At 66.2% G+C, this 18,507-nt stretch carries 23 protein-coding genes and 1 tRNA gene; 14 read left to right on the top strand and 10 right to left on the bottom strand.

The window, feature by feature from the left end:
* Positions 1-103: 103 nt before the first annotated feature.
* Both BWQ93_RS04670 and BWQ93_RS04675 read right to left on the bottom strand, forming a co-directional pair.
* A complete protein-coding gene (locus BWQ93_RS04670; protein ID WP_077029500.1) occupies positions 104-1,006 on the bottom strand; it encodes a cation diffusion facilitator family transporter in 903 nt (300 codons plus the stop codon).
* A complete protein-coding gene (locus tag BWQ93_RS04675; RefSeq protein WP_077029501.1) occupies positions 1,003-1,440 on the bottom strand; it encodes a hypothetical protein in 438 nt (145 codons plus the stop codon). The genes BWQ93_RS04670 and BWQ93_RS04675 overlap by 4 nt, the downstream gene beginning before the upstream one ends.
* Before the next feature lie 162 nt (positions 1,441-1,602).
* On the opposite strand from BWQ93_RS04675, the gene BWQ93_RS04680 reads away from it, so the two are divergent.
* The 6 genes from BWQ93_RS04680 (at position 1,603) to queE (ending at position 6,701) form a co-directional block, all read left to right on the top strand.
* A complete protein-coding gene (locus BWQ93_RS04680) occupies positions 1,603-2,790 on the top strand; it encodes an aspartate aminotransferase family protein (protein ID WP_077029502.1) in 1,188 nt (395 codons plus the stop codon).
* A 31-nt stretch (positions 2,791-2,821) separates the two neighbouring features.
* Positions 2,822-3,745, top strand: a complete 924-nt coding sequence (argF, locus tag BWQ93_RS04685; RefSeq protein WP_077029503.1) for an ornithine carbamoyltransferase — start codon at positions 2,822-2,824, stop codon at positions 3,743-3,745.
* Positions 3,742-4,656: an Hsp33 family molecular chaperone HslO gene (hslO, locus tag BWQ93_RS04690; protein ID WP_077029504.1), complete on the top strand. Its 915-nt coding sequence runs from the start codon at positions 3,742-3,744 to the stop codon at positions 4,654-4,656. Before argF ends, hslO begins: the two co-directional genes overlap by 4 nt.
* Positions 4,657-4,797: 141 nt before the next feature.
* Positions 4,798-5,202, top strand: a complete 405-nt coding sequence (locus BWQ93_RS04695; RefSeq protein WP_232314738.1) for a DUF3617 domain-containing protein — start codon at positions 4,798-4,800, stop codon at positions 5,200-5,202.
* A gap of 180 nt (positions 5,203-5,382) precedes the next feature.
* Complete coding sequence (gene queC / locus BWQ93_RS04700; protein ID WP_077029506.1) at positions 5,383-6,066, top strand: 7-cyano-7-deazaguanine synthase QueC; 684 nt, start codon at positions 5,383-5,385, stop codon at positions 6,064-6,066.
* Between the two features lie 2 nt (positions 6,067-6,068).
* The gene (queE, locus tag BWQ93_RS04705; protein WP_077029507.1) at positions 6,069-6,701 is read left to right on the top strand and encodes a 7-carboxy-7-deazaguanine synthase; all 633 of its coding nucleotides are present in this window, start codon (positions 6,069-6,071) and stop codon (positions 6,699-6,701) included.
* A 1-nt stretch (position 6,702) separates the two neighbouring features.
* Here the strand turns inward: queE and BWQ93_RS21230 are convergent, their stop codons facing one another.
* Both BWQ93_RS21230 and lipB read right to left on the bottom strand, forming a co-directional pair.
* Positions 6,703-7,041 carry a hypothetical protein gene (locus BWQ93_RS21230; RefSeq protein ID WP_077029508.1) on the bottom strand — a complete coding sequence of 113 codons (339 nt, stop codon included), beginning with the start codon at positions 7,039-7,041 and terminating at the stop codon, positions 6,703-6,705.
* A 10-nt stretch (positions 7,042-7,051) separates the two neighbouring features.
* Positions 7,052-7,705, bottom strand: coding sequence for a lipoyl(octanoyl) transferase LipB (gene lipB / locus BWQ93_RS04715; RefSeq protein ID WP_077029509.1), 654 nt, complete (start codon positions 7,703-7,705; stop codon positions 7,052-7,054).
* 130 nt (positions 7,706-7,835) lie between these two features.
* Here lipB and BWQ93_RS04720 point away from each other — a divergent pair, with 130 nt between their 5' ends.
* The gene (locus BWQ93_RS04720) at positions 7,836-8,654 is read left to right on the top strand and encodes a hypothetical protein (protein WP_077029510.1); all 819 of its coding nucleotides are present in this window, start codon (positions 7,836-7,838) and stop codon (positions 8,652-8,654) included.
* Positions 8,655-8,785: 131 nt separating this feature from the next.
* On the top strand, positions 8,786-9,658 hold the full coding sequence (locus BWQ93_RS04725) for a hypothetical protein (RefSeq protein WP_077029511.1): 873 nt from the start codon (positions 8,786-8,788) through the stop codon (positions 9,656-9,658).
* 56 nt (positions 9,659-9,714) lie between these two features.
* On the opposite strand, the gene hemF is transcribed toward BWQ93_RS04725, so the two are convergent.
* Together hemF and BWQ93_RS04735 are read right to left on the bottom strand one after the other, a co-directional pair.
* Positions 9,715-10,575 carry an oxygen-dependent coproporphyrinogen oxidase gene (hemF, locus tag BWQ93_RS04730; protein WP_077029512.1) on the bottom strand — a complete coding sequence of 287 codons (861 nt, stop codon included), beginning with the start codon at positions 10,573-10,575 and terminating at the stop codon, positions 9,715-9,717.
* Positions 10,572-11,030 (bottom strand): tRNA (cytidine(34)-2'-O)-methyltransferase, encoded by a 459-nt coding sequence (locus BWQ93_RS04735; protein WP_077029513.1) that lies wholly within the window; start codon positions 11,028-11,030, stop codon positions 10,572-10,574. The genes hemF and BWQ93_RS04735 overlap by 4 nt, the downstream gene beginning before the upstream one ends.
* A gap of 221 nt (positions 11,031-11,251) precedes the next feature.
* On the opposite strand from BWQ93_RS04735, the gene petA reads away from it, so the two are divergent.
* Genes petA through BWQ93_RS04755 form a run of 4 tightly spaced genes read left to right on the top strand, consistent with a single transcriptional unit; the run spans position 11,252 to position 14,527 of the window.
* On the top strand, positions 11,252-11,809 hold the full coding sequence (petA, locus tag BWQ93_RS04740; RefSeq protein ID WP_077029514.1) for a ubiquinol-cytochrome c reductase iron-sulfur subunit: 558 nt from the start codon (positions 11,252-11,254) through the stop codon (positions 11,807-11,809).
* 13 nt (positions 11,810-11,822) lie between these two features.
* Positions 11,823-13,103, top strand: a complete 1,281-nt coding sequence (locus tag BWQ93_RS04745) for a cytochrome b (RefSeq protein ID WP_077029515.1) — start codon at positions 11,823-11,825, stop codon at positions 13,101-13,103.
* 31 nt (positions 13,104-13,134) lie between these two features.
* Complete coding sequence (locus BWQ93_RS04750; RefSeq protein WP_077029516.1) at positions 13,135-13,947, top strand: cytochrome c1; 813 nt, start codon at positions 13,135-13,137, stop codon at positions 13,945-13,947.
* 25 nt (positions 13,948-13,972) lie between these two features.
* Entirely contained in the window at positions 13,973-14,527 is a 555-nt protein-coding gene (locus BWQ93_RS04755) for an adenine phosphoribosyltransferase (protein WP_077029517.1), read from the top strand.
* An 18-nt stretch (positions 14,528-14,545) separates the two neighbouring features.
* Here BWQ93_RS04755 and BWQ93_RS04760 read toward each other — a convergent pair whose 3' ends face one another.
* A complete protein-coding gene (locus BWQ93_RS04760) occupies positions 14,546-14,746 on the bottom strand; it encodes a hypothetical protein (protein ID WP_077029518.1) in 201 nt (66 codons plus the stop codon).
* A gap of 121 nt (positions 14,747-14,867) precedes the next feature.
* Entirely contained in the window at positions 14,868-15,638 is a 771-nt protein-coding gene (locus BWQ93_RS04765) for a DUF1134 domain-containing protein (RefSeq protein WP_077029519.1), read from the bottom strand.
* Positions 15,639-15,886: 248 nt separating this feature from the next.
* On the opposite strand from BWQ93_RS04765, the gene BWQ93_RS04770 reads away from it, so the two are divergent.
* Both BWQ93_RS04770 and BWQ93_RS04775 read left to right on the top strand, forming a co-directional pair.
* A tRNA-Ser gene (locus BWQ93_RS04770) sits at positions 15,887-15,976 on the top strand.
* Positions 15,977-16,018: 42 nt separating this feature from the next.
* Positions 16,019-16,465, top strand: a complete 447-nt coding sequence (locus tag BWQ93_RS04775; RefSeq protein ID WP_077029520.1) for a hypothetical protein — start codon at positions 16,019-16,021, stop codon at positions 16,463-16,465.
* A 5-nt stretch (positions 16,466-16,470) separates the two neighbouring features.
* Here BWQ93_RS04775 and BWQ93_RS04780 read toward each other — a convergent pair whose 3' ends face one another.
* Positions 16,471-17,130, bottom strand: coding sequence for a UTRA domain-containing protein (locus BWQ93_RS04780; RefSeq protein ID WP_077029521.1), 660 nt, complete (start codon positions 17,128-17,130; stop codon positions 16,471-16,473).
* Entirely contained in the window at positions 17,127-18,476 is a 1,350-nt protein-coding gene (locus BWQ93_RS04785) for a formimidoylglutamate deiminase (RefSeq protein WP_077029522.1), read from the bottom strand. Before BWQ93_RS04785 ends, BWQ93_RS04780 begins: the two co-directional genes overlap by 4 nt.
* Positions 18,477-18,507: the final 31 nt, after the last annotated feature.

Consider the following 18,507-nt stretch of genomic DNA (forward strand, 5'->3'; position numbering starts at 1 on the left):
CACGCAATCCCTATTCCCATTCGTGTCGAGCGCAGTCGAGACACCCATGGGGAGCGCGTGCCCGCGCGTGTCTCGACTACGCTCGACACGAACGGGTCAATGGTTATTCCGGTCGAAAACTGAGGCTGGCTAACCGCCAAGCCTTATCACCCATGAGCTCTGCAGCGGTGGGAACAGCCGCTGGCGGCGCGCAATCGACTTCCGCGGCGATATAGCGGCCGGTTTCGCGCAGCCGCACCTCCCCATCGCCGAAGCGCGCCTTCAGCGCCGCGATCAACGCCTTGGCGTCGTCCGCGATCTCGTTCGAATCCAGCGCTCTTGGCGTCCCGTCGAGCAATTCGGCAACCGCTTGGCGCAGCGCCCCCACCGCATCCTTGATGATCGACAGCGCGATGAACAGCGCCGCGCTGGCGTCGGCCCACCACCAGCCGAGCCCGATGCCGGTAATCCCCGCAATCGCCGCGAGGCCGGTCTGCCAGTCGGCCTTTTGCATCAGCGCGTCGGTGTGGAGTACCTTGTCGTTGATGCGCTTCGCCACCGGCTGCTTGATCCGCCCGAGGATCAGCGGCGGGATCACCGAATAGACGAGCGCAGCCATCATCAGCCAGCCGAGCCAGATGGTGTGGCCGAAGAGGGTGATGCCCCCGACGGTCGGATGTTCCTGCCGCAGCAGCGTCGTGACGCTCTCATAGGCGAGGAAGCCGCCGACCGCGAGGAGGGCGGTCGCGGCGACGAGGAAGGCGAGGCTGTTGGCGCGGCGATAGCCGAAGGGGAAGCGGCTGTTGGCGTGCTTGCGCTCCCAATGCACCGACAGCAGGAAGACGATCGCGGGGATCAGGCTCAGCACATCCTCGATCACCGCCGATTTCATCGCCTGGCTCGCGCCCATCACCAGCGCCATCACGACGACGACGCTGCCGATCCACAGTAGAGTCCACCATTCGAGCCGCTCGCCGCGTCGGACGTCGGCTTCGATCGCCGCGGGGATTCCGCTGTGCAAGCTCATTGCGCGCTCTCGGCGACCAGCCGGTCGGTTGCGAGAATCAGCGCATTTTCGCCGTTGCGACGCGCGATGCGCAGCACCGGCCGGTGTTTGTCGTCCGGCTCTCCTCGCGCGACGGGTTTCGACAGGGAGATATCGGCCTGCCAGGGCGAGGCCTTGGCGAAATGACCGATCAGCGCGTCGATCTCGCCATCTTCCAATGCCTTATGCGCATGTTCGCCGTGGATCGCGACGAGCGTGACCCGCGCGTCATGCTTGCGCGCATAGCTGTCGAGCAAAGCCAGCGCTGGTCGTACATCTGGGGTGCCCGGCAGCACCGTGACGCGCATCGTGTGCGTCCGCTCAATTCCTTCGGTCGTACCGGCCGCATCGCGCGGCATCCCGTCGCAGCCGGTGAGCAGCAGCGCAGTGAAGGCAAGGGCGAACCGGTATCGCATCCTCGCTCATACGCCGCGCCTGTGCCTTGGTTGCCTTGCGCGGCGCCGTGTTGACGCGGCCAAGCGCGCGGCAGTATAGGGGCCGCCCGACCCAAGGGCGGCCCGTAGGGGGTCGCCTTTTTGCTTTGGCCGGTCTTTTTGATTTCTGGAAAGGTGCCCGACATGTCGATCACGCCGCTGATGCCCGTTTACCCCCGGTGCGGTGTGCGTCCGGTGCGAGGCGAGGGCGCCTATCTGATCGGCGAGCGCGGCGAGCGTTATCTCGACTTCGCGAGCGGTATCGCGGTGAATCTGCTCGGCCACGGCCACCCGCATCTGACCAAGGCGATCCAGGATCAGGCCGCGACGCTGATGCACGTGTCGAACCTGTACGGCAGCCCGCAGGGCGAGGCCTATGCGGCGCGGCTGGTCGAAAACACCTTCGCCGACACCGTCTTCTTCACCAATTCGGGCGCCGAAGCGGTCGAATGTTCGATCAAGACCGCGCGTGCCTATCATTCGAGCGCGGGCAATGCCCACAAACATACGCTGATCACCTTCAACAACGCCTTCCACGGCCGCACGCTCGGCACGATCTCCGCCACCAACCAGGAAAAACTGCGCAAGGGTTTCGATCCGCTGCTCCCCGGTTTCGCCTATGCGCCGTTCGACGACGTCAATGCCGCGCTCGACCTGGTCGACGACAATACGGCGGGCTTCCTGCTCGAGCCCGTGCAGGGCGAGGGCGGCATCCGCCCGGCGTCGCAGCCCTTCCTCCAGGCGCTGCGCGACATCTGCGACAAGCGCGACCTGATGCTGGTGTTCGACGAGGTCCAGTGCGGCGTCGCGCGCACGGGCTCGCTCTATGCCTATGAACAGTTCGGCGTCACCCCCGACATCCTCGCCAGCGCGAAGGGCATCGGCGGCGGCTTCCCGATGGGCGCGTGCCTCGCAACGGAAAAGGCCGCGCGCGGCATGGTGATCGGGACGCACGGCTCGACCTATGGCGGCAACCCGCTCGCGATGGCGGCGGGGCAGGCGGTGCTCGACGTCGTGCTCGAGGAGGGCTTCCTCGAAGGCGTCAAGGCGACCGGCGAGCGCCTGCGCGGCGCGCTCGAGCAGCTGATCCCGAACCACGACAATCTGTTCGAGAGCGTGCGCGGCATGGGGCTGATGCTCGGCGTCAAGATGAAGAGCGACAGCCGCGCCTTCGTCGCGCATCTGCGTGACGATCACGGGCTGCTGACAGTGGCGGCGGGCGACAATGTCATCCGCATCCTGCCCCCGCTCAACATCGAGGAAGCGCACATCAACGAGTGCATCGAGAAATTGTCGGCGGGCGCGGCGAGCTATACGCCGCCCGAGTCCTGATGGTTTCCGTTCCCGTGGAACGGAGGGCATAATGCCGAACTTCCTCAACTTGTCCGACGCGGGCGGGGATGCGATCGCGGCGATGCTGTCGGACGCGATCGACCGCAAGGCCGCGCGCGCCGGCTGGCCGAAGGCGAAGCCCGATGCCGACAAGCCGCTTGCCGACCATGTGCTGGCGATGGTGTTCGAGAAGAATTCGACGCGCACCCGCGCCTCGTTCGACATCGCGATCCGCCAATTGGGCGGCGTGGCGATGATCCTCGACGCGGGGACGACCCAGCTCGGCCGCGGCGAGACGATCGCCGACACCGCGCGCGTGCTGTCGCGCTATGCCGACGCGATCATGATCCGCACCGACGATCATGCGAAGGCCGAGGAACTGGCCGAATATGCTAGCGTGCCGGTGATCAATGGGCTCACCGACCTGTCGCATCCGTGCCAGATCGTCGCCGACCTGCTGACGATCGTCGAAAGCGGCAAGGCATTGCCCGGGCTCGAACTCGCATGGCTCGGCGACGGCAATAATGTGCTGGCGTCGCTGATCGAGGCGGCGGGGCTGTTCGGCTTCAACGTCCGCGCGGGCGTGCCGCAAGGTTACGAGCCCGAGGCGGCCTTCGTCGAGGCGGCGCGTGCGAAAGGCGCGCGCATCAACATCCTCCGCGACGCGCGCGAGGCCGTCGCTGGCGCCGACCTGGTCGTCACCGACACATGGGTGTCGATGGGGCAGGATCATGCGCACAACAAGGTCGCGGCGATGGCGCCCTATCAGGTCGACGAGCGGCTGATGGGCGCGGCGAAGGGCGACGCGCTCTTCCTCCACTGCCTGCCCGCGCACCGCGGCGAGGAAGTGACCGACGCGGTGATCGACGGCGTGCAGTCGCGGGTCTGGGACGAGGCCGAGAACCGCGTCCATGCGCAGAAATCCGTCCTGCTTTGGGCGCTGGGGAAGTTATGAGCGAGACCGTCGAAACCTGGTTCGACCAGCCTTTGGTCTTCACCATCGCCGAGCGCCATGTGCGCGGGCGCTTCGTGCGCCTCGGGCCCACGCTCAACACTATATTGAGCGCCCACAGCTATCCGCCGGTGGCCGAGAAACTGCTCGCCGAAGCGTTGGTGCTGACGGTCCTGCTCGGCTCGACGCTCAAGGCCGAGGGTGGACAGCTGACGCTGCAGGCGCAGACCGGCGGCGGGCCGGTCGAGCTGCTCGTGTGCGACTATCGCGGCGGCGAGCTGCGCGGCTACCTCAAGTTCGACGCCGAGCGGCTGGTCGAGGTCGGACCCGATCCGACGCTCTTCGCGCTGTTTGGAGAAGGCTTTCTCGCGATCACCTTCGACCAGCCGGCGACCGACGAACGCTATCAGGGCATCGTGCCGCTGGAAGGGACGTCGATCGGCGAGGCGGCCGAACATTATTTCGAGCAGTCCGAGCAGATTCCCAGCCTGATCCGCCTCGCCGCGCGCCACGATGCCGAGGCCGGCTGCGTCGCGGGCGGGCTGCTGCTCCAGCACCTGCCCGAGGGCGAGGTCGGGCGCGACCGGCTGCACACACGCCACGACCATCCCGAATGGGAGCATGCGCGCACCATCGCCGCGACGCTGAAGCCCGAGGAACTGACCGACCCGGCGCATTCGCTCGAAACGCTGGCCTGGCGGCTGTTCCACGAGGACGAGGTGCGGATCGAGCCGGGCGCACGCGTGTCGCGCGGCTGCCGATGCAGTGCCGATTATTATGCCGGCGTACTGCGCCAGTTCCCCGAGAGCGAGCGCGTCGACATGGCCGACGAGGCGGGCAATATCGTCGTCGATTGCGCCTTTTGCTCGCGGATTTTCCCGATCCCTCTCGAAGAGATCGCCACGCCTAACTGACCCCATTGGCGACGAAGCGAAGTGTTTCAGCGCCAAATGGTTGAAATCGCGCCGCCGAATCGCTACCTTGCGCTCACAGGGTCGCATTTGCCCGCGATAAGGGCAGCCGATGGATAGGGTGAAATGGCGATCTTCTCTCCCATGACGAAATATGGCCTCGCCGCGTGTGCCCTCGCGGGGGCGTCCGCTGTGCCTGCGCAGGCGCCGTCGCTGGCGATGCTCGATCGCCTCGAAAAGGGGCAGTGGCAGCTCAAGGGACGCGACAGCGACAAGGTCGTCCAGTCGATGTGCGTCGGCGACGCGCGGCGGATGATCCAGCTCTATCACCCGCGCGGCACCTGTTCGCGCTTCGTGATCGAGGATGGCGCGAAATCGGTCACCGTCCAATATACTTGCCCAGGCGCGGGGCACGGCCGCACGACGATCCGCTCCGAAACCAACCGTCTCGTCCAGATCGACACGCAGGGCATCGCCGAGGGCAAGCCCTTCTCTCAGGCGATCGAGGCGCGGCGCATCGGCGCCTGCCCCGCGGGCGACGGGCGCTGACCGGGCGCAACAAATTTGTTAACCATAGGCTGGTAAGAAGAGCGAACGACGCACCGATGTGTGTCCTTCTCCCTAACGGCTTTCATGCCGAACTGGGCCGTACGGAAACCCCGTGCGGCCCGTTTTCTTTGGTGCGGTGCAGCACTTGCGCCCCCGGCGGCGCGGGCCTATCTGGCGCCGATGCGCGATGTTGCCGGAAAAACCCTGATCGTCCTCCTTTCGGGCGGGCTCGACTCGATGGTCTGTGCGGGACTCGCGCGCGAGGCCGGGGCGCGCATCGTCGCGCTGACGATCGACTATAACCAGCGCCACCGCGTCGAACTGGAGTCGGCCGCGCGCATCGCGGACTATGTGGGGGCGGCCGAACATATCGTGCTGCCCCTCGACCTGCGCCGGTTCGGCGGCTCGGCGCTGACCGACGATATCGCTGTGCCCAAAAACGGCGTCGGCGACGACGTCCCCGTCACCTATGTCCCGGCCCGCAACCTGATCTTCCTGTCGCTGACGCTCGGCCTCGCCGAGGCAAGGGCGGCGCAGGACATCGTCATCGGGGTCAACGCGCTCGACTATTCGGGCTATCCCGACTGCCGCCCCGAGTTCATTTCGGGCTTCGAGAAACTCGCGCGGCTTGCGACGCGCGACGGCGACAAGGGTGTCGATTTCCGTATCCATGCGCCGCTCCAGCATATGACCAAGGCCGATATCGCCGCCGAGGCCGCGCGGCTGGGCATGGATGCCGGCATGAGCTGGTCGTGCTATGACCCGACCCCCGGGGGGCTGCACTGCGGCGCGTGCGACAGCTGCCGCCTGCGCAGTAAGGGCTTCGCCGACGCGGGGCTCGCCGACCCGACGCACTACGCCTGACCATGGCCTATGCGGTCAAAGAGATTTTCCTCACGCTGCAGGGCGAGGGGGCACAGGCGGGCCGCCGCGCGGTCTTCTGCCGCTTCGCCGGCTGCAACCTGTGGACCGGGCGCGAGAAGGATCGCGCCAAGGCGATCTGCCAATTCTGCGACACCGATTTTGTCGGCACCGATGGCACGCTCGGCGGCAAATATGGGGACGCGGCCGCGCTGGTTGCGACGATCGCGCAAAGCTGGGGCGAGGGAGCGGAAGATCGCTATGTGGTCCTTACGGGCGGCGAGCCGATGCTGCAGGTCGACGATGCGCTGATCGACGCGCTGCATGGCGAGGGCTTCACGATCGCGATCGAGAGCAACGGCACGCTGGCGATCCCGCGCAGCATCGACTGGATCTGCGTTAGCCCCAAGGCCGGCAGCGAGCTGGTGCAGACGAGCGGCGACGAGCTGAAACTGGTCTGGCCGCAGCCGGGCAGCGATGTCGCACGCCTCGCCGAACTCGACTTCGCGCATCGGCTGGTCCAGCCGCTCGACGATCCCGATGCCGCCGCAAACGTGCAGGCGTGCATCGACCTGGTGATGGAAGACCCGCGCTGGCGCCTGTCGCTCCAGACGCACAAGACCCTGGGGCTGCGCTAGCCTATTCGCCGGCCTTCTTCGCCGCCGGTGCCGAGGTTTCGGTCTTCTTGGCGACCGGCGTCGAAATCGTTTCGCCTTCGCCCGCGGTCTTCGACTCGGCGCTGCCTTCGGTCGCTTCCTCGTCCTTCTTCTCGGCGGGCTTGGCCGTGCCGTCGTCGGGGATGCTGTTATCGACCGCGGTGCCGTCGCCGCTCGCATCGTCGAGGATGATCATCGAATCGCTGATCGTGCCGGGCTCGACCTCGACCGCGTCGAGCTTGGTCGTGGTCTTGCCCGAGGGCTCGTTGCCGCAGGCGGCGAGGGCGAGGAGCAGCAGCGAGGCAATAGCGATACGGGTCATGGCTTTTTTCCTAGTCGCTGCCCGCCAGCTTGTCGAGAAAGGCGGGGAAGGCGGCTTCGAGCGCCGCGTCGACCTCGGTGAAACCTGCGGCCTTGCCGAGCGCGGCGAGGCTGGTCACCGGGAATTCGGCGATGCCGCACGGCACGATGCCGCCGAAATGCGCCAAATCGGGCGCGACGTTGAGCGAGAAGCCGTGCATGGTCACCCAGCGCTTCACGCGCACGCCGATCGCGCCGATCTTGGCCTCGCGGCCATTTTCGTCGTCGGTCCAGATGCCGATGCGCCCCTCGGCCCGCCGCGCTTCGACGCCGAGGCCCGCGAGCGCGTCGATCACCCAGCCCTCGAGCGCCGAGACATAAGCGCGCACGTCGCGCCCGCGCTTCGCGAGGTCGAGCAGGACATAGCCGACGCGCTGACCGGGCCCGTGATAGGTGTAGCGCCCGCCGCGCCCGGCGGCGTAGACCGGGAAACGCGGGTCGAGCAGTTCGGCGGGATCCGAGCTGGTGCCCGCGGTATACAGCGGCGGATGCTCGAGCAGCCAGATGCGCTCGCCGGCATCGCCCGCATAGATCGCCGCCGCGCGTTTTTCCATATCGGCGAGCGCGGCCGGATAGTCGGTCAGGCCCGGCGAGACGGTCCAATGGGGTGCGGGGAGGGCGTTCATCGCGCCGCCTGTTGCCCCCGTCCGCCGCGCGTTGCAAGGGGCGGTCGCTAAATCCCTGACAGGGCTGGACAAGCGGCGCCGACGCGGCCACTCTCCCGCGCCACGACATCATAAGAACAACGGGGTATCGATGCCGAAATTCGACTTGGGCGCGGCGTGGGACGACAGCATGGTCTTGCTGAAGTCGCATATCGCGCTGACTTCCACCGTCGCGGCGGTTTTCCTGTTTCTTCCGACGCTTGCTGTCAGCTGGTTCGGGCCGGTGCCGATCGAGCCCGCCGACACCGCGACCTTCGAGCAGATCATGACCGCGGCGCGCACCAGCGCGATGCAGGCGGCGCCGTACCAGGTGCTGGTCAGCGTGATCGCGGCGATCGGCGGCGTCGGCATCCTGCGGCTCTGGCTGTCGCGCACCGGGACGAGCGTCGGCGACGCTTTGGTCTTCGCGCTCAAGATGGTCCCGACGATGATCGCGATCCAGCTCATCCTCGGCGTCGGGCTCGGCCTTGGCGCGGTGCTGCTGATCATGCCCGGCATCGCCGCGGGCGGCGGCGCGATTTCGGTGCTGCTGCTGTTCGTCGGGGGGATCGCGCTGGTCGCCATACTGCTCTATCTTTGGGGCCGGCTCGCGGTCATCTCGCCCGCGCTGACCGACAAGACCCTGTACAACCCGATCGCCGCCATTCAGACGAGCTGGCAGCTCACCCGGGGCAATGGTTGGCGGATCTGCCTGTTCCTGTTCCTCGTCACCTTGGTCGTCCTGATCGTCGCGATCATGCTCGGCGGCGTGGTCGCGATCGTCGCTGGCACGGGCGAGGGTGTCGGGCGCATCTTGACCGGGCTGGTCGAGGCCAGCGTCGCCGCCGTCAGCGGCCTGGTGACCACCGCGATCGTCGCGGCAACCTATCGCCAGCTGGCGAGCGGCGACGGCAAGGACATCTTCTCCTGACCCTCGGGCGGGAACTGCGGGCTTTCCGTAACGTCGAGAAAAGTTCGCCAACGGGCCGGTAATCGGTTAACCAGAAAGCTCGGGACGCAAAAGAAGGATTGAAAGCAGGTTCAACAAAAGGGGGAAAAATCATGGTCAAGATGAGTATCGGTGCGGCCTTTTCGGAAACCTTCGCGTTTCTGCGGGCCAATTGGATGCAGATGCTGATATGGGTCGGCGGTGCGATGCTGGTGGTCGGATTGCTCGGCTATCTCTTGCTCGGATCGACCTTCACCGCTCTGGCGATGGCTCCCAACGATCCCACGATCATGATGGGCGCGTTCGGCAAGATCGGCTTGTTCGGACTGATCGCCATGGTCATCCTCTATGCCGCGTGCATGCTGATCTGGCGCGGCGGGCTGCATCCGGGTGAGGCTCCCAACTTCGGCTGGGCACTCCAGGCCGGGCCGGCCTTCGCATTCGGGATGCTCGTGGTGTTCATCGCCGCCTATATCGTCATCTTCATCGTGATGCTGATTTTCGGGCTGATCTTCGGCGCCGCGCTCGGCGGCATGGGCGGTTTTGGCGGCGGCGGCATGAACGCCGGCGCCGTGGGCGGCGGGGCGCTGGTGATCGGCGCGATCCTGTACATTGCCCTGATCGTCTTCATGCTCTGGGTGCAGGGGCGCTTCATCGTCGCCGGCCCGGTCATGGCGGACCGCCTGACCCGCAACCCGATCACCGGGCTCAGCGAATCTTGGAAACTGACCCAGGCTTCGCAATGGATCATCGTCGGCTTCTATCTGATCTTCACGATCCTGATGGTCGTTTACGGCTTCGTCGTCGGCATGATCTTCGGCGCGATCCTGGGCGGCCTTGCCGGCGGATCGGTCGGGGCGGCGATCGTCGCGATGGTGATTTCCGCGGCGGTCATCTATTTGCCGATTCTGATGCTGTCCTTCTCGATGCCGGTCGGCGTCTATCGGGCGCTCGGGGCGCGGTCTTCGGGCGACGTCTTCGCCTGATAGCTAGCGGGCTGCCAAAAAGGGGCGCTCCGGGAAACCGGGGCGCCCTTTTTCGTTCAGCTCCATTTGGCTAGCGGCGGCAGGCTCATCAGGATCGCGTCGATATTGCCGCCGGTCTTGAGCCCGAAGAGCGTGCCGCGGTCGTAGACGAGGTTGAATTCGGCGTAGCGGCCGCGCCAGATCAGCTGTTCTTCGCGCTCGGCCTCGGTGAAGGGCAGGCCCATGCGGCGCCGCACGATCTGCGGGAAGATATCGAGAAACGCCTCGCCGACCGCCTGCGTCAACGCGAAATTGCGATCGAACTCGGCATCGTCGCCGCATTCGAGATGGTCATAGAAGATTCCGCCGACCCCGCGATGCACCCCGCGGTGCGGGATGTAGAAATAATCCTCGGCCCATTTGGCGTAGCGCTGATAGACGTCGGGGCCGAAGGGCGCACAGGCGGCGCGCAGCCGAGCGTGAAAGGCGTCGGTATCCTTGGCATATTCGATCGGCGGATTGAGGTCGGCGCCGCCGCCGAACCAGCGCCGCGTCGTGACCAGGAAGCGCGTGTTCATATGCACCGCGGGCACATGCGGGTTGGCCATATGCGCGACGAGGCTGATTCCGGTCGCAAAGAAACTAGGGTCCTCGCCAGCGCCGTGGATCGACCCCGCGAAATCGGGGGCGAACTGGCCCGCCACGGTCGACACATTGACGCCGACCTTTTCGAAGACCTTGCCCGTCATCACCCCGCGCACGCCGCCGCCGCCTTCGCCCGGCTCCAGCCCTTCGGCCTCGCGGTCCCACGGGGTGTAGGCGAAGCGCGCGTCGCTGCCGGCCTCGGCCTCGATCGCCTCGAACTCGGCGCAGATCCGGTCGCGCAGCGACTCGAACCACTCGCGTGCGGCCTGTTGTTGGGGGTCGAGCGAAATCATGTGGGAAAGCCTTTCGTCTGCCGGAGCGCCTCGGCGAGCGCGATGCCAGCCGCGACCGCGACATTCAAGGAGCGAAAGCCCTCCTGCATCGGAATCAAGACCCGCGCCGCCGCGGCGTCATGAACGTGGGATGGAACACCCGAGGATTCTGCGCCGAGCAACAGCACGTCGCCTTGACCGAAGTCGAAATCGGGCAGGCGCGTTGCGCCGGCGGTGGTCAGCAGCACGATCCTCTTGCCCGCGCCGGCCGCCCAAGCCGTGAAGGCGGCCCAATCGGCGTGGCGCGTCACATTGGCGCGCGTCGCATAATCCATGCCCGCGCGTTTCAGCGCCGCGTCGGAAAAGGGAAAGCCGCACGGCTCGATGATATGCGCAGGCGTGCCGAGGCAGGCGGCGGTGCGCAGCGTGGTCCCGACATTGCCCGCAATATCCGGCTGAAACAGGGCGATTTCCATGGATGCTCCATAGAGCGCAAAAGCGCGCAAATCGAGGGCTGTGCAGACACTGTCTGCGACCGGTTCGCAAAGGGGAAATTGCCTGTTGGCAAGCCCCGGATGTGCGGCTATCAGGCCCGCAATTCCCGGAGGGGCCGCCGGGACGCGCCATTTCGTGCGCGTGCTGCGGGCGGCCGAAAAATCCGGGAAAATTGTCAGTTCAGCCATACAAGGGCAATCGAATGGCCAGTGAATCCGAACACAGCGCAGTCGTCGAAGATGGCGTGCGCCGCCGCGACTTTATCAATATCGCAGCGGTCAGCTTTGCCGGCGTAGGCGCGGTCGCGGTGGTCCTGCCGCTGGTCAACCAGATGAACCCGTCGGCGGACGTGCTCGCGCTGTCGACCACTGAAATCGACATCTCGGCGATCGGTGTCGGTCAGGCGATCAAGACCAGCTGGCGCAAGCAGCCGGTGTTCGTGCGCAACCTGCGGGCCGAGGAAATCGCCGAAGCCAAGGCGGTGCCGCTGGGCGACCTGCGCGATCCCGAAACGATCGACCAGCGCACCAAGCCGGGCAAGGAAAACTGGCTGATCACTCTGGGCGTCTGCACCCACCTCGGCTGCGTGCCGCTGGGCGCGGCCGAGGGCGAGAACAAGGGCGACTTCGGCGGTTATTTCTGTCCGTGCCATGGTTCGCACTACGACACCGCGGCGCGCATCCGTAAGGGCCCGGCACCCAAGAATCTGGTCGTGCCGCCCTATGAATTCACCAGCGACACCGTCGTGACGATCGGCTGAGGAGCGAGATAAGATGAGCTTTCCCTGGGCCAAGAATTACGAACCCAAGCAGCCGCTGATGGTGTGGCTGGACGAGAAGCTGCCGTTGCCGCGCCTCGTCTATAACGCCATCGGCGCCGGCTATCCGGTGCCGCGCAACCTCAACTATTTCTGGAACTTCGGCGTTCTCGCCGGCGCCGCGCTGGCGATCCAGATCATCACCGGCATCGTGCTGGCGATGCATTATGCCGCCAATGCGGGCGTCGCCTTCAACTCGGTCGAGCATATCATGCGCGACGTGAACGCCGGCTGGTTCCTCCGCTACGCGCATATGAACGGCGCGAGCATGTTCTTCATCGTCGTCTATCTCCACATCTTCCGCGGCCTCTTTTACGGATCGTACAAGGCGCCGCGCGAGATGGTGTGGCTGCTCGGCGTCGTGATCTTCCTCCTGATGATGGCGACCGCCTTCATGGGCTATGTCCTTCCGTGGGGGCAGATGAGCTTCTGGGGCGCGCAGGTGATCACCGGCTTCTTCTCGGCGATCCCGCTGGTTGGCGAACCGGTGCGCGAATGGCTGCTCGGCGGCTTCGTACCCGACAACGCCACGCTCAACCGCTTCTTTTCGCTGCACTATCTGCTGCCCTTCGTGATCGCGGGGGTCATCATCCTCCACATCTGGGCGCTGCACATTCCGGGGTCCAACAACCCGACGGGCATCGAGGTGAAGGACGAACAGGACACCGTCCCGTTCCACCCTTATTACACCGCGAAGGACGGTTTCGGACTTGGCGTGTTCCTGTTCGTCTTTGCGGCGCTGACCTTCTTCAGCCCGAACATGCTGGGCCATGCCGACAATTATATCCCGGCCAATTCGCTCTCGACCCCGGCGCATATCGTTCCCGAATGGTATTTCCTGCCCTTCTACGCGATCCTGAAGGCGTTCACCTTCAACTTCCTGTGGATCGACGCGAAGCTGTGGGGCGTCATCGCGATGTTCGCGTCGATCGCCGTGCTGTTCTTCCTGCCGTGGCTCGACACCTCGCCGGTCAAATCGTCGACCTATCGTCCGATCTATCGCTGGTTCTTCTGGGTTCTCGTCGCCGACGTGTTCCTGCTGGGCTGGTGCGGCATGCAGCCGGCGGAACAGCCGTGGGTGATCTTCAGCCAGATCGGCGCAATCTATTATTTCGCTCACTTCCTGGTGATCCTGCCCATCGTTTCGCGGATCGAACGTCCGCTGCCGATGCCGAATTCGATCACCGAGGCGGTTCTCGCCAAGCATGCCGACAAATCGTCGGCGGCCACGGCCTGAGCGCCGGACTTTAATAGGAGCTGATACAGCCATGGTTCGCCCGCTCGGTTTTCTCGTCGGACTCGGTTTCATCACCGCGCTCGTGCTCGCGATCTTGACGACGCCGCTCACGAATGAGCCCAATGTCGCGCATGAGATCCATAAGGACCCGCGCCACCTCGCGCTGACCAGCGACGGCCTGTTCCCGCACTGGGACAAGGCCCAGCTGCAGCGCGGGATGCAGGTTTACAAAGAAGTCTGCTCGGCCTGTCACAGCCTGAACCTCGTCGCTTTCCGCAACATCGCGGACCTCGGCTATACCGAGGGCCAGGTGAAGAGCTTCGCCAAGAGCTATGACACTATCCCGTCGGTCAATCCGGACACCGGCGAAGTGGCGACGCGGACCGGTCTGCCGTCGGATCATTTTCCGTCGCCCTATCTGAACGAGACGGCGGCGCGCGCGGCGAACAACAATGCGCTGCCGCCCGACCTGTCGCTGATCACCAAGGCGCGCGAAGGCGGCAAGGACTATGTCTATTCGCTGTTGACCGGCTATCAGAACCCGCCGGCGAACCTGCCGGCCGATCTGAAGCCGGGCACGGGGCTGCACTACAATCCCTATTTCGCGAACCTCAACCTTGCGATGGCCAAGCCGCTGAACGACGGTCAGGTGACCTTCGCCGACGGCAGCAAGAACGACGTCGAGCATATGGCGCGCGACGTCACCGCCTTCCTCGTCTGGACCGCCGAACCCAATCTGGTGAAGCGCGTGTGGACCGGCTGGGCCGTGCTGCTCTTCATCGCGATGTTCACGACGCTGACCTATTTGTCGTACCGTAATATCTGGGCCGACAAGAAGCATTGATCGGGCACGGAAGGGCGCGTCACCCATGATCGCCCTTCCTCCCGCTCCCGACCTGGACCTCGCGGCTCTCGTCCGCACCATCCCCGACTTTCCGAAGCCGGGCATCCAGTTTCGTGACATCACCACCCTGATCGGCGACGCCGCCGGCTTTACCGAAGCCGCGCGGCGTCTTGCCGTGCGCGCGGCCGAATACCGCCCCGACCTGATCGTCGCGGTCGAGGCGCGCGGCTTCCTGTTCGGCGCGGCGATGGCGACGATGATGGGGCTGGGCCTCGTCCCGGTGCGCAAGGCGGGAAAGCTGCCCGGCGTCACCATCGGCGTCGATTACGAGCTCGAATATGGCAGCGACCGGCTGGAACTGCACGAAGGCGCGGTGCTGCCGGGTCACCGCGTCGTGCTGGTCGACGACCTGCTCGCGACCGGCGGCACGATCCTCGCGACCGCCGAACTGATGCGCAATGTCGGGGCCGAGGTCGCGGCGGCACTGTTCGTGATCGACCTGCCCGATCTCGGTGGCTCGCAGCGGCTGAGCGCGGCAGGTCTGGCGTGCGAGACGCTGATCGCCTTCGACGGAGAGTAATGTCCGCGCCTCAAACGGTCAGTTGCGGCCCTCGACCCAGCGAATGACGCGAAGCCACAGCGGCAATATTGCCGAAAGGGCAATCAGGCCGAGGGCCGGCACCCAGATCAACACGGAATAGCTGTACAGCTGGAATGCCAGGCCCGGATCACTCCTGTCGAGCGGTTCGACAATCGGAAACGCGACGGCGCGGATGATCGCGACCACCAGGAGGATCATTCCCAATCTGAAAAGCCGTGCCGGTTGAAGCATGACCCCTGCCTATCATGAACTAGGCCCCCAGCAAAACGCCCGCGCGGTCAGGCACGGGCGTTCGCAGCGTCCAAGGGGGAAGGGCGCTTTAGAAGGGCATCCAGTTCTGCTTCTTGCGGAACTTCATATAGCCGACATTGGCGCCCAGCCGCGCGCCGACGCCGACGCGGATCGGGATCAGCACGACATCGCCGCGACGCAGGTACGAGGCGTTGAAGCCGCCGACGAGATAGGCAGCGCCTTCGCCCGCGGGGTAGCGCTTGTAGAGGTCTTCGCTGTCGAACAGGTTGTAGACGAGCACGAAAGTGTTGCCGGCGTTGGCGCCCGCGTCGAAGCCGATCGACGGGCCGGTCCAGTATGCGGGCTTTTCGCCTTCGACCTTGTGGAACAAGGTGCCCGAGCCGTAGCGCAGCCCGAGGACGAGCGCGCCGCCGGCCTCGCGGCCGACGATATAGGCATTGGGCTCGCCCTGCTTCTTGAGCACATCCTCGATCAGCCCGGCGAGCCCCTGCGCGCCCTTGCCGAACACGCCCTCGGCGGCGCCGATCAGATCGTCCTTCTTGTAGGTCGTGCCCGCGGGCGCGGCGTTGGTGACGGTGCCGGTATCCGATGTGACCGTCGTGTCGCCTGTGACGGTGACCTGGTCGTCGCCGGTCGCGAGGTCGCTGTCGTACGCGGTGTCGCTGCCGGTTACCGTGTCGGTGGCGGGCGGTGGCGGCGGGGCGGGGTTGTTGAGGTCGGCGTCGATAGCGGTGTTCGGATCGATCTCGGTCATCTGCGCCGCCGCAGGCAGCGCCGACAGCGCGAAGCCGAGCGACGCCGCCGCCGCCAGGACGAAGTTGGTGATCGATGAACGCATATTATCCCCCCAAATCTCGGGCCGTGGACGCGAAACCCGTCCGGGCACGCGTTTACCATGACTCGGATTGGCGCGCGGGCAATGAACCGGCGATGACCCGAGTCGATTTTGCGCCAGACCGAATCGCATCGCGCGACCGGTTGACGCGGCGGCGTCGAAAAAGGGCAATGTTAGGCGTTGCGGGGCGCGAGACGGCTGGCTATAGCGACCCGCCTAGGCCAGCCTGTCGTTAGCGCGATGGACCATGCGGAGACGTGGGTGAGTGGCTGAAACCAACGCTTTGCTAAAGCGTCGTACGGGGAACCGTACCGAGGGTTCGAATCCCTCCGTCTCCGCCACCTGGTCCTTGCGTGTCGCCCTCCACCCGCTAGACCCGGGCGATGCGCTATTTCCTCGATACCGAATTCAATGGTTTCTGCGGCGAGCTGATTTCGATCGCGCTCGTGCCGGAAGATGACGCGTTTGCGCCTTTCTATGCGGCGATCGCGATCGACCAGCCGACGGACTGGGTGCGCGTCCATGCGCTGCCGGTGCTGGGCATCGAGCCGCGGCCGCGCGACGCGGTGCGCGACCTGTTCGCGGCCTATCTGATGAACGATCCCGCGCCCTTGCTCGTCGCCGACTGGCCCGAGGATATCGCGCTCGCGGCGCGGCTGCTGATCACCGGGCCGGGCTATATGAAGCCGGTGCGGAGCCTGCGCTTCGAACTGGTCGATCCCGATATCATCGGCCCCGGGGTGCCGAGCGCGGTGCCACACAATGCGTTGCACGACGCAGTGGCGCTCCGAGCGACGGTGCTGGCGTGGGAAGCGCGGATGGCGCGCTAGGGGGCTCAGCCCCGGCTCGGTTCGAAATGCGCGACCATGTCGAACATGTCGCCGCGAAACACCTGGCGCACCGTGGTGACCAGCGCCTCGCCGCGCCACGTGCTGCGCTCGAGGATCAGACAGGCGGTGCCGGCGGGGACGCCGAGCGCGTCGGCCTCGTCGGGGGTTGCGCCCGCCGCGAGGATGCGGTGGCGCGCCGACGTCCAGGGGATATGCGCGAGCAGCCAGGTTCCGGGCGCGACGTCTGTGAAGCTTTCGACCGCGGCGTCGGGGACGGTCGCGACGGTGATCGCGCGGGTTTCGAAGGCGAGGGGGGTGCCGTTTTCGAAATGGAGCCCCTCGACGTGCAGTTCCGGTCCAGCCTGCCGACGTTCGCGGCATTGCCAGCGATAGGCGTGGCCGCGCGCGGCGATCAGCTGTTCGAGGTCGGGCACCTCGAGCACCGCCGAATGGACATGCTGGTCGGCGACGAACGACCCCGCCTTGCGCCGACGTTCGATCAGTCCGGCGCGGTGCAGCGCCGCCATTGCCTTGCTGACCGTCGCGCGCGAACAGCCGTGGTATGCGGCGAGCTCATGCTCGGACGGCAGGCGGTCGCCGGGGCGCAGCGCGCCGCTGCGGATATCGCCCTCGATCGCGGCGCGGATGCGCGCGTCGAAACTCATGCGAGCAGCGCTTCGACCACCGTGCAGTATCGCGCGGCGACCACATCGCGCGCGATATGGCGCCCGCCCGCGACCCACTCGCGCCCAGCGCGCCACACGCCGTCGATGACGGGCGTGCGCGCCGCGAAGATCCAGCGGTCGAGGATCGTGCGCTGGTCGGCGCCGGCGAAGATCGGATCGTCCGCCGCGAGCGTGAAGAAGTCAGCGGGCTGGCCGACCGCGATGCCGGTCCCCGCGTGCGTCGCCCGTGCGCCGCCCGCGAGCGCCTCGCGGAACAGCCGCTCGCCGATCGAGGGTGTCGTCTCGCTGCCGAGCATGGCGCGGCGGCAGTCGCGGAGGCGCTGGCTATATTCCAGCGCGCGCAGCTCGCCCGCGGCGTCGATCAGGATGTTCGAGTCGGTCCCGATACCGATCGCTCCGCCCGCCGCGAGATAGCGGTCCGCGGGAAAGATGCCGTCGCCGAGATTCGCCTCGGTCACCGGGCACAGCCCCGCGACCGCGCCGCTCGCGGCAAGGCGGTCGCATTCGTCGTCGGTCAGATGCGTCGCGTGGACGAGGCACCAGCGCGCGTCGATATCGGCGTTGTTGAGCAGCCATTCGACGGGGCGCTGCCCACTCCACGCGAGCGAGGCTTCGACCTCGCGCATCTGCTCGGCGGCGTGGATGTGAATCGGGCCGCCCTCGGCGAGCGGCAGGATCGCGGCGAGTTCCTCCGCGGTCACCGCGCGCAGCGAATGCGGCGCGATGCCGAAAGCGGCGTCGGCGGGCAACTTCGTCCGGCTCACCTCGACGAGCGTCGCGAAGCCATCGACGTCCGAGAGGAAGCGGCGCTGGCCCGACGCGGGCGGCGCACCGCCGAAATCGCCATGCGCGTAGAAGACGGGGAGGAGGGTGAGGCCGATGCCGCTTTCGTTGGCGGCGGCGATGACCGCGCCCGCCATCTCGGCGGGATCGGCGTAACGGCGCCCGTCAGCGTCGTTGTGGAGATAATGGAATTCGGCGACGCGGGTGAAGCCGCTCTCCATCATCTCGACGAAGGCGAGCGCGTTGATCGCGGCGATGTCCTCGGGCGTCAGCCGGTCGAGGAAGCGGTACATGATCTCGCGCCAGCTCCAGAAATCATCGTCAGGCCGCCCGCGCGTTTCGGACAGGCCTGCCATGCCGCGCTGGAAGCCATGGCAGTGGAGATTGGCGAGGCCGGGGAGGGCGATGGCGTGGCGCCCGTCGTCGGGCCGCGGTGTGGCGCCGGTCTCGACTGCGGAAATCCGCCCGGTATCGAGCGTCACGCGGACGCTGTCGGCCCAGCCTTCGGGAAGGAGTGCCCGCTCGAACCAGAGTGTCGTCATGCCTCGCTCCTCGTCTGTCCGATATTATGTC

Origin of the sequence: Sphingopyxis sp. QXT-31, from assembly GCF_001984035.1 — a bacterium.
In the GTDB taxonomy this organism is placed as follows: Bacteria; Pseudomonadota; Alphaproteobacteria; order Sphingomonadales; family Sphingomonadaceae; genus Sphingopyxis.

Coding starts and splice junctions, on each gene's coding strand:
- BWQ93_RS04670 (WP_077029500.1), bottom strand. CDS start 1,006: ATGAGCTTGCACAGCGGAATCCCCGCGGCGATCGAAGCCGACGTCCGA.
- BWQ93_RS04675 (WP_077029501.1), bottom strand. CDS start 1,440: ATGCGATACCGGTTCGCCCTTGCCTTCACTGCGCTGCTGCTCACCGGC.
- BWQ93_RS04680 (WP_077029502.1), top strand. CDS start 1,603: ATGTCGATCACGCCGCTGATGCCCGTTTACCCCCGGTGCGGTGTGCGT.
- argF (WP_077029503.1), top strand. CDS start 2,822: ATGCCGAACTTCCTCAACTTGTCCGACGCGGGCGGGGATGCGATCGCG.
- hslO (WP_077029504.1), top strand. CDS start 3,742: ATGAGCGAGACCGTCGAAACCTGGTTCGACCAGCCTTTGGTCTTCACC.
- BWQ93_RS04695 (WP_232314738.1), top strand. CDS start 4,798: ATGACGAAATATGGCCTCGCCGCGTGTGCCCTCGCGGGGGCGTCCGCT.
- queC (WP_077029506.1), top strand. CDS start 5,383: ATGCGCGATGTTGCCGGAAAAACCCTGATCGTCCTCCTTTCGGGCGGG.
- queE (WP_077029507.1), top strand. CDS start 6,069: ATGGCCTATGCGGTCAAAGAGATTTTCCTCACGCTGCAGGGCGAGGGG.
- BWQ93_RS21230 (WP_077029508.1), bottom strand. CDS start 7,041: ATGACCCGTATCGCTATTGCCTCGCTGCTGCTCCTCGCCCTCGCCGCC.
- lipB (WP_077029509.1), bottom strand. CDS start 7,705: ATGAACGCCCTCCCCGCACCCCATTGGACCGTCTCGCCGGGCCTGACC.
- BWQ93_RS04720 (WP_077029510.1), top strand. CDS start 7,836: ATGCCGAAATTCGACTTGGGCGCGGCGTGGGACGACAGCATGGTCTTG.
- BWQ93_RS04725 (WP_077029511.1), top strand. CDS start 8,786: ATGGTCAAGATGAGTATCGGTGCGGCCTTTTCGGAAACCTTCGCGTTT.
- hemF (WP_077029512.1), bottom strand. CDS start 10,575: ATGATTTCGCTCGACCCCCAACAACAGGCCGCACGCGAGTGGTTCGAG.
- BWQ93_RS04735 (WP_077029513.1), bottom strand. CDS start 11,030: ATGGAAATCGCCCTGTTTCAGCCGGATATTGCGGGCAATGTCGGGACC.
- petA (WP_077029514.1), top strand. CDS start 11,252: ATGGCCAGTGAATCCGAACACAGCGCAGTCGTCGAAGATGGCGTGCGC.
- BWQ93_RS04745 (WP_077029515.1), top strand. CDS start 11,823: ATGAGCTTTCCCTGGGCCAAGAATTACGAACCCAAGCAGCCGCTGATG.
- BWQ93_RS04750 (WP_077029516.1), top strand. CDS start 13,135: ATGGTTCGCCCGCTCGGTTTTCTCGTCGGACTCGGTTTCATCACCGCG.
- BWQ93_RS04755 (WP_077029517.1), top strand. CDS start 13,973: ATGATCGCCCTTCCTCCCGCTCCCGACCTGGACCTCGCGGCTCTCGTC.
- BWQ93_RS04760 (WP_077029518.1), bottom strand. CDS start 14,746: ATGATCCTCCTGGTGGTCGCGATCATCCGCGCCGTCGCGTTTCCGATT.
- BWQ93_RS04765 (WP_077029519.1), bottom strand. CDS start 15,638: ATGCGTTCATCGATCACCAACTTCGTCCTGGCGGCGGCGGCGTCGCTC.
- BWQ93_RS04775 (WP_077029520.1), top strand. CDS start 16,019: ATGCGCTATTTCCTCGATACCGAATTCAATGGTTTCTGCGGCGAGCTG.
- BWQ93_RS04780 (WP_077029521.1), bottom strand. CDS start 17,130: ATGAGTTTCGACGCGCGCATCCGCGCCGCGATCGAGGGCGATATCCGC.
- BWQ93_RS04785 (WP_077029522.1), bottom strand. CDS start 18,476: ATGACGACACTCTGGTTCGAGCGGGCACTCCTTCCCGAAGGCTGGGCC.